Annotated in this window: 19 protein-coding genes, 1 tRNA gene and 1 pseudogene; 16 read left to right on the top strand and 5 right to left on the bottom strand. The window is 66.2% G+C overall.

Annotated features, from left to right (window positions below; genetic code table 11):
* Positions 1 to 5: 5 nt before the first annotated feature.
* The 4 genes from ACFYTS_RS30610 to ACFYTS_RS30595 all read left to right on the top strand — a co-directional run bounded on the left by ACFYTS_RS30610 (position 6) and on the right by ACFYTS_RS30595 (position 3,335).
* Entirely contained in the window at positions 6 to 485 is a 480-nt protein-coding gene (locus ACFYTS_RS30610) for a helix-turn-helix domain-containing protein (protein ID WP_387308996.1), read from the top strand.
* A 404-nt stretch (positions 486 to 889) separates the two neighbouring features.
* A complete protein-coding gene (locus tag ACFYTS_RS30605) occupies positions 890 to 1,543 on the top strand; it encodes a HEAT repeat domain-containing protein (protein WP_387309102.1) in 654 nt (217 codons plus the stop codon).
* Positions 1,537 to 2,556, top strand: a complete 1,020-nt coding sequence (locus ACFYTS_RS30600; protein WP_387308995.1) for a HEAT repeat domain-containing protein — start codon at positions 1,537 to 1,539, stop codon at positions 2,554 to 2,556. Before ACFYTS_RS30605 ends, ACFYTS_RS30600 begins: the two co-directional genes overlap by 7 nt.
* Before the next feature lie 554 nt (positions 2,557 to 3,110).
* On the top strand, positions 3,111 to 3,335 hold the full coding sequence (locus tag ACFYTS_RS30595; RefSeq protein ID WP_387308994.1) for a hypothetical protein: 225 nt from the start codon (positions 3,111 to 3,113) through the stop codon (positions 3,333 to 3,335).
* A 63-nt stretch (positions 3,336 to 3,398) separates the two neighbouring features.
* On the opposite strand, the gene ACFYTS_RS30590 is transcribed toward ACFYTS_RS30595, so the two are convergent.
* Positions 3,399 to 3,698, bottom strand: coding sequence for a hypothetical protein (locus tag ACFYTS_RS30590; protein ID WP_387308993.1), 300 nt, complete (start codon positions 3,696 to 3,698; stop codon positions 3,399 to 3,401).
* Positions 3,699 to 3,745: 47 nt separating this feature from the next.
* On the opposite strand from ACFYTS_RS30590, the gene ACFYTS_RS30585 reads away from it, so the two are divergent.
* From ACFYTS_RS30585 to ACFYTS_RS30565, 5 genes and pseudogenes are all read left to right on the top strand, one after another.
* Positions 3,746 to 3,964, top strand: a complete 219-nt coding sequence (locus ACFYTS_RS30585) for a hypothetical protein (protein ID WP_387308992.1) — start codon at positions 3,746 to 3,748, stop codon at positions 3,962 to 3,964.
* Positions 3,965 to 4,123: 159 nt separating this feature from the next.
* A pseudogene (locus ACFYTS_RS30580) lies at positions 4,124 to 5,415 on the top strand (IS701 family transposase).
* A 148-nt stretch (positions 5,416 to 5,563) separates the two neighbouring features.
* Positions 5,564 to 5,636, top strand: a tRNA-Gly gene (locus ACFYTS_RS30575).
* Between the two features lie 93 nt (positions 5,637 to 5,729).
* Entirely contained in the window at positions 5,730 to 6,173 is a 444-nt protein-coding gene (locus ACFYTS_RS30570) for a nuclear transport factor 2 family protein (protein ID WP_357093981.1), read from the top strand.
* Positions 6,174 to 6,278: 105 nt separating this feature from the next.
* Positions 6,279 to 6,893, top strand: a complete 615-nt coding sequence (locus tag ACFYTS_RS30565; protein ID WP_387308991.1) for a class I SAM-dependent methyltransferase — start codon at positions 6,279 to 6,281, stop codon at positions 6,891 to 6,893.
* A 47-nt stretch (positions 6,894 to 6,940) separates the two neighbouring features.
* On the opposite strand, the gene ACFYTS_RS30560 is transcribed toward ACFYTS_RS30565, so the two are convergent.
* Positions 6,941 to 7,300, bottom strand: coding sequence for an Rv2640c family ArsR-like transcriptional regulator (locus ACFYTS_RS30560; RefSeq protein WP_357289140.1), 360 nt, complete (start codon positions 7,298 to 7,300; stop codon positions 6,941 to 6,943).
* 102 nt (positions 7,301 to 7,402) lie between these two features.
* On the opposite strand from ACFYTS_RS30560, the gene ACFYTS_RS30555 reads away from it, so the two are divergent.
* From ACFYTS_RS30555 to ACFYTS_RS30525, 7 genes are all read left to right on the top strand, one after another.
* Positions 7,403 to 7,933: an ArsI/CadI family heavy metal resistance metalloenzyme gene (locus ACFYTS_RS30555; protein WP_387308990.1), complete on the top strand. Its 531-nt coding sequence runs from the start codon at positions 7,403 to 7,405 to the stop codon at positions 7,931 to 7,933.
* Positions 7,934 to 7,996: 63 nt separating this feature from the next.
* A complete protein-coding gene (locus tag ACFYTS_RS30550; protein ID WP_357289146.1) occupies positions 7,997 to 8,374 on the top strand; it encodes a metalloregulator ArsR/SmtB family transcription factor in 378 nt (125 codons plus the stop codon).
* Positions 8,371 to 9,087, top strand: a complete 717-nt coding sequence (locus ACFYTS_RS30545) for an aquaporin (protein ID WP_387308989.1) — start codon at positions 8,371 to 8,373, stop codon at positions 9,085 to 9,087. Before ACFYTS_RS30550 ends, ACFYTS_RS30545 begins: the two co-directional genes overlap by 4 nt.
* Positions 9,088 to 9,103: 16 nt before the next feature.
* Positions 9,104 to 9,526: an arsenate reductase ArsC gene (locus ACFYTS_RS30540; protein WP_387308988.1), complete on the top strand. Its 423-nt coding sequence runs from the start codon at positions 9,104 to 9,106 to the stop codon at positions 9,524 to 9,526.
* Positions 9,523 to 10,512 (top strand): TauD/TfdA family dioxygenase, encoded by a 990-nt coding sequence (locus ACFYTS_RS30535; protein WP_387308987.1) that lies wholly within the window; start codon positions 9,523 to 9,525, stop codon positions 10,510 to 10,512. The genes ACFYTS_RS30540 and ACFYTS_RS30535 overlap by 4 nt, the downstream gene beginning before the upstream one ends.
* A gap of 117 nt (positions 10,513 to 10,629) precedes the next feature.
* Positions 10,630 to 11,034 carry a hypothetical protein gene (locus tag ACFYTS_RS30530; protein ID WP_387308986.1) on the top strand — a complete coding sequence of 135 codons (405 nt, stop codon included), beginning with the start codon at positions 10,630 to 10,632 and terminating at the stop codon, positions 11,032 to 11,034.
* A 47-nt stretch (positions 11,035 to 11,081) separates the two neighbouring features.
* Entirely contained in the window at positions 11,082 to 11,462 is a 381-nt protein-coding gene (locus tag ACFYTS_RS30525; RefSeq protein ID WP_387308985.1) for a hypothetical protein, read from the top strand.
* Positions 11,463 to 11,668: 206 nt separating this feature from the next.
* Here ACFYTS_RS30525 and ACFYTS_RS30520 read toward each other — a convergent pair whose 3' ends face one another.
* From ACFYTS_RS30520 to ACFYTS_RS30510, 3 genes are all read right to left on the bottom strand, one after another.
* The gene (locus ACFYTS_RS30520; RefSeq protein WP_387308984.1) at positions 11,669 to 12,076 is read right to left on the bottom strand and encodes a hypothetical protein; all 408 of its coding nucleotides are present in this window, start codon (positions 12,074 to 12,076) and stop codon (positions 11,669 to 11,671) included.
* Between the two features lie 5 nt (positions 12,077 to 12,081).
* Positions 12,082 to 12,798 (bottom strand): PP2C family protein-serine/threonine phosphatase, encoded by a 717-nt coding sequence (locus ACFYTS_RS30515; RefSeq protein ID WP_387308983.1) that lies wholly within the window; start codon positions 12,796 to 12,798, stop codon positions 12,082 to 12,084.
* Between the two features lie 78 nt (positions 12,799 to 12,876).
* Positions 12,877 to 13,128: a hypothetical protein gene (locus tag ACFYTS_RS30510; RefSeq protein WP_387308982.1), complete on the bottom strand. Its 252-nt coding sequence runs from the start codon at positions 13,126 to 13,128 to the stop codon at positions 12,877 to 12,879.
* Positions 13,129 to 13,293: the final 165 nt, after the last annotated feature.

Here is a 13,293-nt window from a genome sequence, read left to right as displayed (position 1 = left end):
TGTTGATGACCGTTGCTCTGTATTCGGCCGAACAGGTGGCTGCCATTCTCGGATTGCATGTGCGTACCGTGCGCGGATACGTTCGAGACGGCCGTCTGCCGGCCATGCGGATGGGCAAGCAGTACCGAATCAGCGAACGGGACTTGCGTGCCTTCACCGGCGTGGTCTCCGACGAACCGGTCAGCACCCCGCACGTGCACGTTTCGTCTGTCGTGCACATCGACGACGTCGACCGTCTCGCGATGGACCAGATCACCGCACAACTCGCCGCGACCGCGGTCGACGATTCGAGTGTCCCAGCGCAGCTCAATGTCCACTGGACCTACGACGAATCTGCTTGCCGCCTTACCATCTTCGTCGTCGGCGACCCAGAATCCGCGGCAGCCGCGATCAGACTGATCGGCACCTCGACGCGCACGGGTCGGGAAGCGAGCACCGAGGTTTGCCGCTGCAAATCTGGTCGGCATACCGTCGGGCAGAGGTGATCGTGAGCACCTTCGGCGCTGGACAGCGCTCGTGAGAGTTGCCGGGCGGCAACCGGTTTCCGCGTAGCCTGGCAGGTTTCCGCACCGGCACATCGCATCCCATTCGACACCGTGTTCGCCCTCGATGACATCGTCGCAGCCACCGCTATCCACATTGGCAAGATCGTCGCCACCGTCTGACGCCGACCTGGTAAGCCCTCCCTCCGAGAAAGCGGGGAGACCTCAGGTGGGCTGTGCCCGTCTTCCGCATGCCCTGCCCAGCCCAGGATGGACGCGATGTGATCGTGGAGTACAGCGATGCCCACGACATCGGCCGTGAGTGCTTGACCTTGTCACTGTGTAAAGGCATTGAATGGCTGTCGGAGGTGGTCCCCATCAATTCGACACACAGGAACCCACACACCATGCGACTGTTCGAGGCATTGGCCGCTGCGAACTCATCGACCCGGCTCGAGGCGGCTCTGGCAGCCGGCACGTATCCCGAGCCCTTCTTCGTCGATGCACTCGTAGGGCGGTGCGCGATCGAGCCGGACTTCTTCGTGCGCGACATGCTCACCTGGGCGCTGACCCGGCTCCCGCACGAGATCACCGTTCCCGCACTACGGGCGGAGCTCTATTCCGAACACACGCAAGCCCGCAGCCAAGCGTTGCATACGCTGTCCAAGATCGGTGCCCCGAATACCTGGTCAGCGATTACGCATTCGATGCTGCACGATGCCGACGACGAGGTCGCGCGGAGTGCATGGCGCGCTGCGGTCGTTCTCGTGCCCGACGAGCAGGAAGTGAAGGAGGGGCTGGCCGCGGAACTGGCCACGCAATTCGGCCGAGGTGACCGCGAGGTACGGCTGAGTCTGAGCCGTGCTCTCGTTGCACTCGGCGAGGTGGTCGAGCCGGTCCTGCAGACGGCGATGACAAGTCACGACCCGACGGTGCGGGCGCACGCGAGCGCCACGCAGCGGCTCCTGAGTGACCCGGATGCCGGATTCGACCTCGCCATCGGTGAGGCGAGACGGGGCGTCGCACTCGGTCCGGATCGGGAGGAGACAACGGCGTGCTGATCGGCGACGTGGCGCGCTTCTCGGGAGTGAGCGCCCGGATGCTCAGGCACTACGACTCCCTCGGGCTGGTACGACCGACAGGCCGCACCGTGAGTGGCTACAGGGAATACTCACCCGACGATATCCGGCGGATCTTCCATGTGGAGGGGTTGCGGTCGCTGGGACTGTCCCTGCGCCAAATCGGACAGGCTCTCGACGATCCTGGATTCAGCCCGTCCATACTGGTCGGTGACCTTATTCGAAGGACCGAAGCACGACTGAACCGGGAGCAAGAACTCCTCGAGCGGCTCCGTACCGTAGATGCCGCCGATCCAGGAGGCTGGCAAGACGTCCTACGCATAGTCGAGCTCTTGCACGGACTCCGTTCGCACAGTGCCGCCCGGCGACAGCAGGCCGTCCTCTCCCCCGCCGAGGACGTGCCGGTGCCTGCCGAACTGCTGGCCGAGGCGATCCTGACCGAATCCGATCCGAACGTTGCCGGGGCCCTGCGGTGGGCACTCGCCCGGGCCAACGGCGACGGCGTGGCGAGCGTGGCGTTCGGCCTGGGCTCGGAAGACGTCGAAGTCCGGCGGCGCGCGGTCCTGGCGCTCGCCGAGCTACCGGGCGACGAAGCGACCACGATACTCACGGACGCGCTCGGGGACGCCGACGCCACGGTCCGCAGACATGCTGCTCTCTCACTCGGTGCGCGGGGCGTGGCCCGGGCTGTGCCGGCACTGGTCGATACGGTGGTCAAGGGGCCGAACGATGTCGAGGCGGCCGAGCTCTTGGGAGCATTGGCGCAGGACGCGAAGTGGGCGGACCTGATCATGAGTGCGCTGGCAGACGAACTCACCGCGCACACAGCGGACTCGGCGGTACGGGTGCGACTGACCCAGGCTCTCGCCGAAATGCCGGGGACCATCGCGCTGGACATCTTGCGACGACTGGCCCATGACGAAGACCGGGTCGTGGGCCTCGTCGCCTCGGCCCTCATCGGAAGGCTCGAAAAAGAGCCGGATCAGGAAAACTGAGACACACCGATCGGAGTATTGAACATCGCGTCGGGCTAACAGCATCGCCATTTCCGGTAGCAGCTTGCCGATCTGGATCCGACAACGGGGCACTCGCACACGCCCACGGCCAACTCCGTACCGCCCGCCTCAGCACCGACGTAGTCGGCAGTCGAGGACACCCGTCCACGACACGAAAGCACTGCTCAAGCACGGATATTCGGCCACCGGCGCCGAGATGACGGCGGCGATCGTCGACCGCCTGACCTTCGGCGGACCATCGAAACCAGATGGTCACCGGCGCAGCCACTTTAGACTGGCGACGTGTTTTGGGTGATCTCGTTGGGGCTCCGGTAGACGGTTCGGCGACGAAGAACCTGAATACCGGAGAACTCGTGACCAGCGTAGCGGTGGCGGGGCGTGCAGACCTGACCGACGCCAATGGGCGCGGCTGGGACTGTTGCTGCTCGAGGCGCTCCTTGACACATCAGTAGCCCCAACTATCGGGTCTACAGGCACACGCTCCGAGACTGTGATACTGACTCCCGTTCCGATCCAAACAGAGGGAGTCTCAAATGAATTCGAAGAAGTTCCTCGGTGCTTTGGCCGTCACTTCCGGCCTCCTCACCCCGATGGCCCTCCTCGCCGCCCCCGCTCAAGCCGAGCCACTGCCCGTCACCGCCGCACAGCCCGTGGACACCACCGGCTCTTCGAATGGCTCGTATTCTGCCGCGAACCACCTGGTCTGCCTCCTCTTTCACACCAGCCTCAACGGCTCCGTAGGGATCCCGGTCTGCTGATCCGCTAGCTCGAGCTTTGAGCTTTGGGGCCGTGCTGTGCGCTGGCCGCGTACTCCTGGTTGATCATGGGCGAATCCCTTGGCTGACGATTTGCCTTGCGAGAGAACAAATCTCAGGAACCAAAGGCTTCAGTGAATAGTGACCGACCGATCTTGGCACTCCCAACAGGGTGGCGATCAGCAGGCCCAGCGCCGACGTGAACAAGACCCTCAGGCGGGCGGCGGCCTCCTCGGCGACCGACACACTCACCCGATTCGGCCGCGGGAGCGGCCCGATCACCGTCGCCCGGCGCACCGCCGTCTGCCAGCGTGCCTCCTCCGCGCTCAGCACACGACGATCCGACAGCGACGAATCCCCGGCCATCCCGGACACCCTCGTGCTGAAGACGAGTACGAGTCAAAAGCACCGTAGTGAACCGGGTCACCGATAGCGTCGTTGATGAGGGCGTCGGTGCGGGCCAGCCACTCGTCCATCTGGGCCAGGACCGTGTCGAGGCGGACGTCGACGTCGGCGAGCAGCTCGGCGGCGCGGCGCCGGGCGGCCGTGCCGCGCTCGTGGTAGCCGCTGCTGAGCGGGGTTCCGGTGGTAATCGCCGAAAATCCAACGAAGTTCGAGATGTGCCCTGGTAGAGGGTGATTCACCGGTTCCGGGTGCGGCCTGGGGTGGTGGTGCTTTGACGTGGAAACCGTCCTCTACCAGCCCGCTACTACGGCGACCCCGTCTAGTACTCCAGCATCACTTCGTGATGTTGTTGGGTAGCATAGGGTTTCGTGCTGGTTGATGAGGATCTGGCGGCGTGGACAGCTGGTCTCGAGGAGTTGTTCGCGCGGGTCGCGGGGCGGTTCCATCGGGCGGAGCCGCGGTTGCGGGCACGCGCGTATGTGCGGGGCCTGCTCGCGCCGCTGGCGGGGAAAAACGGCTGGACCCTGGCTGAAGCCGCGGGCGATTCGACCCCGAACGGGATGCAGCGGCTGTTGAACAAGGCGGCCTGGGACGTCGACGGAGTCCGCGACGAGGCACGTGCCTATGCGGTCGAGCATCTGGGCGATGCGGACGGTGTGCTGGTGGTCGACGAGACCGGATTTCTCAAGAAGGGAGTGAAATCGGCTGGGGTGCAACGGCAATACTCGGGAACAGCTGGTCGGGTGGAGAACTGTCAGCTCGGGGTGTTCTGTGCATATGCGACCGTGAAGGGCCGTACGTTGATCGACCGGGAGTTGTATCTGCCCAAGTCGTGGACCGCTGATCGGGATCGCTGCCGCGACGCCGGGGTGCCCGACAAGGTCGAGTTCGCGACGAAACAGGTTCTGGCACAACGAATGCTGGCTCGCGCTCTGGATGCCGGTGTCCCCGCTCGGTGGGTCACCGCCGACGAGGCATACGGCGGTGATTCGAAGTTCCGGCGCTGGCTCGAACGCCGACGGATCGGATATGTGGTGGCCGTGCCCAGCAGCGCCCCGATCGTGTCACTGGCGGGCAGTTGGCGTGCCGATCAGGTCGTCGCGGACGCACCCCCCGAGGCGTGGAAGCGCGTGAGCTGTGGCGACGGCGCGAAAGGCCCCCGACTGTTCGACTGGGCTGTGGCCACACTGCCCTCGCTCAGCGAAGCCGGTCCCGGGTGGCGGCGCTGGCTGTTGGCCCGCCGGTCGCTGACTCGAAACGCCAAGGCCGAGCTCGAAATCGCCTACTACCTGTGTGGTGCGCCGGTCGGCACTGCCGACGAGGAACTCATCCGGGTCGCCGGCGCCCGCTGGTCGGTCGAGGACTGTTTCCAGACCGCGAAAACCGAAGTCGGGCTCGACCACTATCAAGTCCGTCGCTATGACGCCTGGTACCGACACATTACCCTGGCCATGCTCGCCCACACCTACCTCGCTGTCACGGCCGCTGTCTCCCCAAAAGCATTGGCAGCGGCCTCATTCCACTCACACTCGGCGAAATCAAGCGTCTCCTGGCACACCTGATCATCCCGACACACAACCTGACCATGGCATATCGCTGGTCGACCTGGCGACGAAGACACCAACACCGCGCCAAACAAGCCCACTACCAGCGAAGACAGGCAAACATCACGAAGTGATGCTGGAGTACTAGTCGGAAAGCAATGCCGCCAGGGCCCGAAGAGGTGGGGCGACACCGCCGGTTTCCAGCCGATTTGCACAACCCACCCACCCATAGGCTAATGTTCTGTCCCGCAAGCCGATCGGCCCACAAGGCCGGGTGAGCACGCGGATGTAGCGCAGCTGGTAGCGCATCACCTTGCCAAGGTGAGGGTCGCGAGTTCGAATCTCGTCATCCGCTCAACCGAAGTCCGGATCGATTGATAACGATCCGTTCCAGGTCCATTCCGGATCGATTCTTCTCCCCGCCGCAGCTCGGCAATAACCTGTTGGCATGACGACAAACGTTGTGACCGAACAGGATCCGAAGATCGCCGCCATCGCCGCCTTCTTCGAGGCCTACGCCCGCTACGACCTCGACGGGATGCGGGCCGTCCTCACCGAGGACATCAGCTGGACCATTCCCGGCCGCCACCCGCTGTCGGGCACCAAGCACGGTATCGACGAGGTCGTGGAATTCTTCAACCAGCTCTCGACCGCGGGAATGAAGGCCGAGACGTTCTTCCTCGAAGCCAATGACGAATACGTCGTCGACATCCACCGCGGCTACTCCACCGCCGGCGAGGGCAAGGTCGACACCATGTGGGCGCTCGTCTGGCATTTCAACGCCGACGGCAAGGTCGACCGCGTCGTGAACCTCTCCGGCGACCAGCACCAGATGGACAACTACGTCTGGCAGAACTACACCCTCGCCCCGCTGCCGACTCGCCTGGCGTAGGCGCGGCAGCCGGGGCGCGTCCGCTACTCGCCAGCCCCCGCCCGGACACCGATTCGCGGGCTGGCAGAGTGAAGCGGACGCGCCCCGAGCGAGGAGGTTCAGACCATGAGCGGACGCACCCCCAGTCAGTGGGAGGAGATCATCGCCGCCGATCCCACCCACTCGACCCGCTACGTGGAGCGTTTCCGCGATCTGGCCGCCGAAGGCACCGACATCGTCGGCGAGGCGCGACTCATCGACGCCATGCTGGGGCGCGGCAGCCGCATCCTGGACGCGGGGTGCGGGCCGGGCCGGATCGGCGGCCACCTGCACCAGGTGGGTCACACCGTGGTGGGTGTCGACGTCGACCCGGTGCTGATCGCCGCGGCCGAGCACGACCACCCCGGCCCCACCTGGCTTGTCGGGGACCTGGCCGAACTGGACCTGCCCGGCCGGGGCGTGCCCGCCGACTTCGACGCCATCGTCTGCGCGGGCAATGTGATGGCGTTCCTGGCGCCGTCCACCCGCCGGACCGTCCTGTCCGCCTTCGCCCGGCACCTCGCCCCCACCGGCCGCGCGGCCATCGGGTTCGGCGCCGATCGCGGCTACGACTTCACCCAGTTCCTCTCCGACGCCCAAACCTCCGGGCTCACACCGGATCTGCTGTTGTCGACGTGGGACCTCCGGCCGTTCTCCGCCGACGCGGACTTCCTGGTGGCCGTGTTCTCCCGCGCGAGCTGACCGGGGAAGTTACCGACCGGCTGCACGTCGCCGCCCTCGGGCTGGATTCAGCGGCAGCAGTTCGGGTCCAGCACCAGGCACAGGGCTGAGAGCGCGTCGCGGTAGGCGCGGTGAAAAGTGTTCATGCCGCGGCGTTCCGATTCGATCAGGCCCGCCTTCTTCAGCTGGCCGAGGTGGTGGCTGACGGTCGATTCGGCCAGGCCGACGGTCTCCGCGAGGTCACCGGTGTTCACCTCGCCCGCCGGGCTGGTGAGCAGCAACGAGAGCAGCTTCACCCGGGCCGGGTCGGCAATTGCCTTGAGCCGCAGCGCGATTTCGAGGGCGGCGGCATCGTCGACCGGACCTGCGGCGACCGGGGCACAGCAGACCGGGGCGGACATGTCGATCACTGGTAGCGCCTTGGGCATGCGATCAACCTTACCGACCTTCTTGACATATGTCGAAGATGTGGCGCAGACTCGGTCACAGCAGTTCTTCGACATATGTCTCACAAGTGGAGGTACAGTCTCATGTCCCGCATCCAGCTCGCACTCAACGTCGACGACCTCGATCAGGCGGTCGCGTTCTACTCGACCCTGTTCAAGACCGAGCCCGCCAAGCGCAAGCCGGGTTACGCCAACTTCGCCGTCGCCGAACCCCCGCTCAAGCTGGTCCTGATCGAGAACCCCGGTCACGGCGGCAGCCTCAACCACCTCGGGGTCGAGGTGGAATCCAGCGAGCAGGTCCACGGCGAGATCGCCCGCCTGTCCGAGGCGGGGATGTTCACCGAGGAGCAGATCGCCACCACCTGTTGCTTCGCCACCCAGGACAAGGTGTGGGTGACCGCCCCCGACGCCGAACGGTGGGAGGTCTACACCGTCCTGGCCGACAGCGAGACCTTCGGCACGGCACCGGTTCTCGCCTCCGGGCAGGCGGCGACGGATGCGCAGGCCACGGCGGTCTGCTGCGGCACCGCCGAGGAAGCCGACGCGGAGGGAGCCTGCTGCGGCAGCACCGCGAAGGCCGAGGCGGTCGCTGCGGGCCAGTCCTGCTGCGGCTGACGTCGCGGCGAATTCGCCGGTTGTTCGCTTGCGCGCGACTTCGACACCCGTCAATATCGACGTGTGTCGAAACGAGAACTGCCGCTCACCGCGGTGACCGCACCCGGATGTGAGGTCACTCCCCTGGCCCGGCAACCCTTGACCGCACCGGCCGCCACCGAGTTGGCGGCGGTGTTCAAGGCGTTGTCGGATCCGGTGCGGCTGCGGCTGTTGTCGGTGATCGCCAGCCATGTGGGCCAGGAAGCCTGCGTGTGCGATATCTCCGACGGCTTCGACGTCTCCCAGCCCACCATCTCCCACCATCTGAAGGTGCTGCGGGAAGCCGGGCTGCTGTCGAGCGAGCGCCGCGGCTCGTGGGTGTACTACCGTGTCGAGCCCGGAGCGCTGCGGCAGCTGTCGGATCTGCTGGATATCGCCTTGCCCGAGGCGGCCGCACGATGACCGTCCTGTCCCGGCGTTTGCTGGCCGAGTTCGTCGGCACCGGACTGCTGGTGTGCGTGGTCGTCGGGTCCGGCATCGCGGCGCAGCAGCTGTCCGCCCATGACGTCGGGCGCCAGCTGCTGGAGAACTCGACCGCGACCGTGTTCGGGCTGGGAGTGCTGATTCTGATCCTCGGACCGGTCTCCGGCGCGCACTTCAATCCGGTTGTCTCGGTAGCTGATTGGTGGGCGGGTCGCCGCCTCGACACCGGCCTCACCACCGCCGAGTTGCTCGCCTATGTCGGCGTCCAGGTGCCCGGCGGCATCGCCGGGGCAGTGCTGGCCAACATCATGTTCGATCAGCGGGCCGTCCAGATCGCGACCCATCACCGGGTCACCACCGGCCATCTCGTCGGTGAGGTGGTAGCCACCGCCGGGCTCATCGCCGTCATCTTCGCGCTGGTGCGCACCGGCCGCGCCGCACTGGCGGCCGTCGCCGTGGCCGCCTATATCGGTGCGGCGTACTGGTTCACCAGCTCCACCAGTTTCGCCAATCCCGCCGTCACGGTCGGCCGAATCTTCTCCGACACCTTCGCCGGAATCGCACCCTCCTCGGCGCCCGCGTTCATTGCCGCGCAATTCCTCGGCGCCGCACTGGGATTCGTCCTGGTCGGCGCGCTGTTCCCCGCTCCCGCCCCGGCCGAGCGCGCCGCGGCCGACGTCCCGACCGCCTGAAAGGCTCCGCCCACCAATGACCTCCGTCAAGCCGAGCGTCCTGTTCGTCTGCGTCCACAACGCGGGCCGCTCCCAGATGGCGCAGGGCTTCCTCGCCCACCTGGCCGGGGACGCCATCGAAGTCCGCTCGGCCGGAACCGCGCCCGCCGACACCATCAACCCGGCCGCGGTCGAGGCCATGGCCGAGCTGGGCATCGACATCACCGCCCAGACACCGAAGGTCCTCACCCCCGACACCGTGCAGACCTCCACCGTGGTGATCACCATGGGTTGCGGCGACACCTGCCCCTACTTCCCCGGCGTCGACTACCGCGACTGGACCCTGGACGACCCGGCGGGCAAAGGCGTCGAGGCCGTGCGGCCGATTCGCGACGAAATCCGCACCCGGGTGGAACAACTCATCGAAGAGTTGCAGACATCAGGAGTGGATCCGCGATGAGTGCCGTTTCCCGACCCGCGCAGTCGCCGGCAGTCTGGCGCGGCGCGGACCTCGGCGACTCCACCGAATGGGCGACCGTCCTGACCGACGCGCAGCGCGCGGAGATCGTGGACGCCACGCGCGCGGCCCTGGCCGCCGGGCGTGACGCCACAAACCTGCGCCGCGAGGACTTCCCGCTGCCGGGCCTGGCCGATCCGCTGCGCGAGTGGACGGTCACGTTGGCGCAGGGCCGCGCCTTCGTTCTCATCCGCCGGTTCCCCGTCGAACTGCTGACCGAGGAGGAGACCGAGCTCGCCTACGTCGGTCTCGGCCTGCACCTGGGCACTCCGGTCAGCCAGAACGCGGCGGGCGACCTGCTGGGCCACGTCCGCGACGAGCGCCTCCCGCGCACCGGCCCGGCGGTGCGGCTCTACACCACCAATGAGCGTCAGGACTTCCACACCGACGGCTCCGACCTGGTCGGGCTGCTGTGCTTGAACCCCGCGAAAACCGGTGGGGAGAGCCGCATCGCGAGCTCCCTGGCCGTCTACAACCACATCCTGGCCGAACGGCCCGATCTCCTCGAGGTGCTCCGCAGCCCCTTCCACTGGGACCGCAACGACGAGCAATCCCCCGGCGAGGCGCCGTATTTCACCCTGCCTGCCATCCATGACATCAACGGCACACCCCGGATCTTCTACATCGGCTGGTACATCCGCGACGCCCAACGCCACCCCGGCGTCCCGCCCCTGACCGATCTGCAACTCGAGGCCATGCGCATGCTCGAGGACACCGCCAACGACCCCGACTTCTACCTCCCCATGGAATTCGCCCCCGGCGACATCCAGATCCTCAACAACGCGAAGATCCTGCACAGCCGCGAGGCCTACACGGACCACGAGGACCCCGCCCGTCGCCGTCACCTGCTGCGCCTGTGGCTCACCGCTCATTCCTTCGCCACCGTCGAGGACATGCTTCGCGAGGGGATCCCACCGCGCCAGGTCTGATCACCCGGCGCCCTGCGAGACGGCGACCGGACCGGTCCCGGTAAGGAAATCGATAGCGAGCGTTAAGCGCCGGACCGTAGTTTTTCGGGGAGTCCAGCTCCGAGGGGGTGAAAGGCTATGGCGCTACGTATTTCCGGACAGGCGATCACCAGTGACATGACGCCTGAGACCGCGCATCTGGTTCCCGGTCCTGCCGGGAGCCGGTGGGTGCTCAGCTGGCTGCCGGGGCGGGATCTGACCCGGGAGCAGGCCATCGACGGGATGGCGCTCGACGAGATCCTGAGTGACCTGGCCTCCGCCGAGGAGGAATTCGTCCTGGAGTTGGCGGCGCTGCGAGCCGAATCGCTGGGGATGCGGCTCGAGGAGGCCGTCGTCCGGTTGGCGGCGCGCATCATCGAACGCGACCGCCGGCAGCGGCGCGCGGACGGTGCGGACCGTCCCCCGGGTGATTTCCCGGAGGGACGGTACTGCACCCGACGCGCGAATCCTCCCATCCCCCAGTACCACTCGCGCGCGCACTGACCGTCCGTCCTAGAATTGCGGCCACAGACCAACCGGGGAGGATCCACGTGGCCGCAACGATCACCATCTCGATCACCGACGCCGACGACGACATCGCCGAACTGGCCTCGCTGTTCGAGGCGATCGTGGTGGACGACGACCTACGCGCCGTCCACAAACGACTGATCAGCGGCGAACCCGTCCCGGACGCGCTCGGCGCATCGGAACTCATCAAACTGGTGGTCGAATCCGCGCCCTTGATGGGTGCGGTCACCGCATGCGTGACAGCCTGGATCGCCAGCCGCACAACGAAATTCACCTTGAGAATCGGCGACTCGGAAATCTCGGTCAAGGGCGACGTCTCCGAGGACGTCGTACGGCAGGCCCTCGAACAGATCCGCCCCAACGGGGTTCAGAAGCCGGACACGAAGCAAATCGAGGAAGCGTAGTCCTGTCCCGATCCACGTCATGGAGGGGACTTCGGGCGAATCCCCAGGACGAGTCGGCGACGCGCTCGGATCGGCAGCAGCGGATGTTCCTGCGCCGCAGTCGGTCTCGACTCGCATTCGCCGCGTGCCGGCCGGTTCGGTCGGCGCGGTGCGGCAAGACAGGACGTTCCCCTGTCTGCGCCGACCTTCCGGCGGTGAGGTGGCAGCTACTCTCCTCGCCAGGGCAAGCCATGGAACGCGAACACGGCCTTGCCCTGATCCAGCACGCTCACGACCACCTCCGCCGGCGCCGGCGCGAAGATGTCCACCACCTCGAGCTCCGCACCTCGCCGATCATGGTCGAGAACGTGTGCCCGCCGGCCATTGTCGAACTGCCGCAACATGCCCGACGGCCACACATCTGGCCGAGCGCCCTGACAGCACAACAGTCGGCCCCTGGCCTCCAGATACTCGCGCACAGCGAGCAGACAACTCAGGTAGTCGTCATCAGCCGACCCGAACACGCCATGACCCACCAACTCCACCCGCGCCACCGAAGGCTCACCCAGACGAAGCACGACCGGCCACTGCACACCCGCGGAATCAACCGCCGTCAAGTTCACAACCTCCGACATGTCGTTCACTCGACTCGGATCACGATGGCGGAGGCGTTGTCGTTTCCGCCCGCTGTCTCGCAGGCGGCCAAAAGGGCGGTGACGACAGAGTTCGGCGGTGTATCGCGACCGAGAAATGTCCGTAGGTCGTCGTAGCCGACCTGTTCGGATACGCCGTCGGTGCACAACAGGTATCGGTCACCGGGTCTCATCGTCACGCTGAACACATCGGGTTCCGGCGCGGACCCATGGCCGATATAGCGTGTCAGTTGATATCGGGCCGCCGCGGCCTGTGCCGAGTCGAACGGATACCAACCGTGCACCGCACCCAGCCATGCCATCGTATGGTCGGTGGTCAACAGTTCGAGCAGCCCGGCACGCCACCGATATACACGCGAGTCACCGATCTGAACGAGCCAGTAACCCTGTGGCGCGGCAATCATGGCGGTAAGAGTGCACCCGGCGAGGTCCCGCAATTCACGGCCGACGCGGCTCACGTCGGCATGAGCTGCTGCCACCGCATCGCGCAGCGTGTCCGGCCCCGGTTCTGCCACACGCGTGGCGTAGTCGACGAAGGTATCGACAGCGATCCGCCCCGCGGCCGCACTGCCCGGCCCATCTCCCATACCGTCGGCCAGCACCGCGAGCAAGGGCTTCTCAGCGAGATAAGTGACGTCGAAGTTCGCCGAATAGCGATTGCCCGTATCGCTGCCCACGGCGGTTTTGATGTCGAGACCATCCACAGCGTCAAGGCTATCCACGGCGAAATGCCGACACCCGCTTGGGCGAAAAGGTTCGTGGAACCGCGCCGCTGCGGCAGATCACTCCGTTGGAACCGTCGGCTGTTCCGGTCCGCCCAGCACGATCGGCCGGTAGGCCAGCGACTTGTCCACGATCTGTTCAGCAGTCAGCGGCGGGTCGGAGAAGTCCCAGAAGATGTAGTCCGAGATGCGCGGGTCCGCCACCGAATCCTGCAGCTGAGTGAGCCATTCATCCAACTGCTCGTCGCTCCCTTCGCCGCTCGCGACGCGCGCGACCAGTTCGATGAGCTGCACACGATCGAGCTTGGCCATGCCGACTCCCGACTCCCGACTGATTCCCACCCATGATCGCAGCGGCCGCAGGAGAACCAGCGCGAGAGATCTAGGCCGTGTTTTGAAAGTAGTTCGTGTGGAGGGGTGCCGCGAAGCGGCACCCCTCCACACGTGAGCTGGAAAGCGCTGTCCACGTTGGCAAAT

Source organism: Nocardia sp. NPDC004151 (assembly GCF_042874235.1).
Lineage (GTDB): Bacteria > Actinomycetota > Actinomycetes > Mycobacteriales > Mycobacteriaceae > Nocardia.
Note: the sequence above shows the minus strand (reverse complement) of the source record. Positions and strands in the feature narration are given on the sequence as shown.

What these genes read in the sequence shown, in the direction of transcription:
- ACFYTS_RS30610 (WP_387308996.1), top strand. Translation starts at nt 6, where the DNA reads ATGACCGTTGCTCTGTATTCGGCCGAACAGGTGGCTGCCATTCTCGGA.
- ACFYTS_RS30605 (WP_387309102.1), top strand. Translation starts at nt 890, where the DNA reads ATGCGACTGTTCGAGGCATTGGCCGCTGCGAACTCATCGACCCGGCTC.
- ACFYTS_RS30595 (WP_387308994.1), top strand. Translation starts at nt 3,111, where the DNA reads ATGAATTCGAAGAAGTTCCTCGGTGCTTTGGCCGTCACTTCCGGCCTC.
- ACFYTS_RS30590 (WP_387308993.1), bottom strand. Translation starts at nt 3,698, where the DNA reads ATGGCCGGGGATTCGTCGCTGTCGGATCGTCGTGTGCTGAGCGCGGAG.
- ACFYTS_RS30570 (WP_357093981.1), top strand. Translation starts at nt 5,730, where the DNA reads ATGACGACAAACGTTGTGACCGAACAGGATCCGAAGATCGCCGCCATC.
- ACFYTS_RS30565 (WP_387308991.1), top strand. Translation starts at nt 6,279, where the DNA reads ATGAGCGGACGCACCCCCAGTCAGTGGGAGGAGATCATCGCCGCCGAT.
- ACFYTS_RS30560 (WP_357289140.1), bottom strand. Translation starts at nt 7,300, where the DNA reads ATGCCCAAGGCGCTACCAGTGATCGACATGTCCGCCCCGGTCTGCTGT.
- ACFYTS_RS30555 (WP_387308990.1), top strand. Translation starts at nt 7,403, where the DNA reads ATGTCCCGCATCCAGCTCGCACTCAACGTCGACGACCTCGATCAGGCG.
- ACFYTS_RS30545 (WP_387308989.1), top strand. Translation starts at nt 8,371, where the DNA reads ATGACCGTCCTGTCCCGGCGTTTGCTGGCCGAGTTCGTCGGCACCGGA.
- ACFYTS_RS30540 (WP_387308988.1), top strand. Translation starts at nt 9,104, where the DNA reads ATGACCTCCGTCAAGCCGAGCGTCCTGTTCGTCTGCGTCCACAACGCG.
- ACFYTS_RS30535 (WP_387308987.1), top strand. Translation starts at nt 9,523, where the DNA reads ATGAGTGCCGTTTCCCGACCCGCGCAGTCGCCGGCAGTCTGGCGCGGC.
- ACFYTS_RS30530 (WP_387308986.1), top strand. Translation starts at nt 10,630, where the DNA reads ATGGCGCTACGTATTTCCGGACAGGCGATCACCAGTGACATGACGCCT.
- ACFYTS_RS30520 (WP_387308984.1), bottom strand. Translation starts at nt 12,076, where the DNA reads ATGTCGGAGGTTGTGAACTTGACGGCGGTTGATTCCGCGGGTGTGCAG.
- ACFYTS_RS30510 (WP_387308982.1), bottom strand. Translation starts at nt 13,128, where the DNA reads ATGGCCAAGCTCGATCGTGTGCAGCTCATCGAACTGGTCGCGCGCGTC.